This window comes from Deinococcus piscis, assembly GCF_014653275.1.
Classification (GTDB): Bacteria; Deinococcota; Deinococci; order Deinococcales; family Deinococcaceae; genus Deinococcus; species Deinococcus piscis.
In genome coordinates, this window is the sequence record NZ_BNAL01000083.1 from 1 (window position 1) to 1,110 (window position 1,110).

The window sequence follows — 1,110 nt, forward strand, 5'->3', positions numbered from 1 at the left end:
AGGCTCGGTCGCCTGATACTTGGCCAGGAATTCCTGCGGAGTCAGGTCATCCAGGGATGAATGGGGCCTGTTGTGGTTGTAGAAGTGCCTCCAGTCATCAAGGATGACTTGTGCGTGCCTGACGGAAAAGAAGACTTCTCTATTCAGGCATTCCACCCGAAGTCGCGAGTGAAATGCCTCAGCAAACCCGTTCTGCCAGGGTTTGCCGGGTTCGATGTAGCGCGCCCTGATGTCCTGCCCTGCCAGCCACAGGGTCAGGTCATGGGCGATGAACTCCGGTCCATTGTCGCTCCGGACGAACGCTGGTGGGCCACGCAAGGTCATCAGTTCCTCCAGGACTTGCCGAACTTTCTGGGCTGTGAAGCTGTGCTCTACACGCAAAGCCAGGCAGCGACGAGTGAACTCGTCTTTGATGGTCAGGATACGGATGGCAGAGCCATCCTCCAGGCTCTCGTGAATGAAGTCGTAGGCCCAAACTTCGTTTGGGCGGGTAGCAAATTGCGGAACTCGCTGTCCTGTACGAATTTTTCTGGATGACCTGCCTTTCTGAATCAGATTTTCTCGCTGCCAGATGCGGTGCACGCGTTTGCGGCCTACCTTCCACCCTTCACGGCAGAGCAGTGTGTGGATGAAGCGGTAACCACGGGCCGGATGCTCCAGGGCCAGTTCACGGATACGGGCCGTGAGCTGAGTGATGTCAGGCGTCCTTGGTTGGTAGTAGAAGCTGGAAGGAGGTAAGCTCGCCAGCTCACAGGCCCGTCTCTGGGTCAGCCCTTTGCCGTGAAGCTGCCGGGCAGCTTCACGTTTCTGACCCGTGGTTACCGCTTTTTTGCCAGGACATCCTTCATGGCTTCCAGCTCGAACTGCTGCTGGCCAACCAGTCGCAGCAGTCGCTCGTTTTCCCGCTGCAGACGGCGCAGGAGTCTGGCCTGGTCACTGGACGTATCCCCAAACTTCTTCTTCCAGGTGTAGAAGGAGGCGGTGCTGCACCCATACTTGCGGCACAGTTCTTCGGTGGTCAGGTCTCCCTGCTGGGCTTCGCTGAGGAGGGCAATAATCTGGTCGTCGGTGAACTTCTTCTTCATAGGGTGGCTCGCTTTCAGCCTGCCA

The 1,110-nt window shown here is 57.7% G+C and carries 1 protein-coding gene and 1 pseudogene; both read right to left on the reverse strand.

The window, feature by feature from the left end; all coding sequences use genetic code 11:
* A pseudogene (locus tag IE158_RS13400) lies at positions 1-807 on the reverse strand (IS3 family transposase); the annotation flags it as partial.
* A gap of 11 nt (positions 808-818) precedes the next feature.
* Positions 819-1,110: transposase (locus IE158_RS13405; protein WP_229839144.1), on the reverse strand; the 292-nt coding region annotated here is incomplete at its 5' end.